Source organism: Mesorhizobium sp. M2A.F.Ca.ET.067.02.1.1, from assembly GCF_004023285.1.
Taxonomy (GTDB): domain Bacteria; phylum Pseudomonadota; class Alphaproteobacteria; order Rhizobiales; family Rhizobiaceae; genus Mesorhizobium.
In genome coordinates, this window is the sequence record NZ_RZSB01001456.1 from 1 (window position 1) to 416 (window position 416).

The 416-nt window shown below is 63.5% G+C and carries 1 pseudogene; it reads left to right on the forward strand.

Going from position 1 to position 416, the window contains the following annotated elements:
• Positions 1-416: pseudogene (locus EOA28_RS38305) on the forward strand (class I tRNA ligase family protein); the annotation flags it as partial.

The window sequence follows — 416 nt, forward strand, 5'->3', positions numbered from 1 at the left end:
TGTCTTCACGCTGGAGGACCGTCCGGACCTGAAATGGCCGGCCGACGTCTATCTCGAAGGCTCCGACCAGCATCGCGGCTGGTTCCACTCCTCGCTGCTCGAAAGCTGCGCCACCCGGGGCAGGGCGCCCTACGACCCGTCGTCACCCATGGCTTCACCATGGACGAAGAGGGACGGAAAATGTCGAAGTCGCTCGGCAACACCGTGGTGCCGCAGGACGTCATCAAGCAGTCGGGTGCCGACATTCTGCGGCTCTGGGTGGTGACGACCGATTACTGGGAAGACCAGCGGCTCGGCAAGAACGTGCTGCAGACCAACATCGACGCCTACCGCAAGCTGAGGAACACCATCCGCTGGATGCTGGGCACGCTTGCCCATGACGATGGCGAGGAGGTGGCGCTGGACAAGATGCCGGA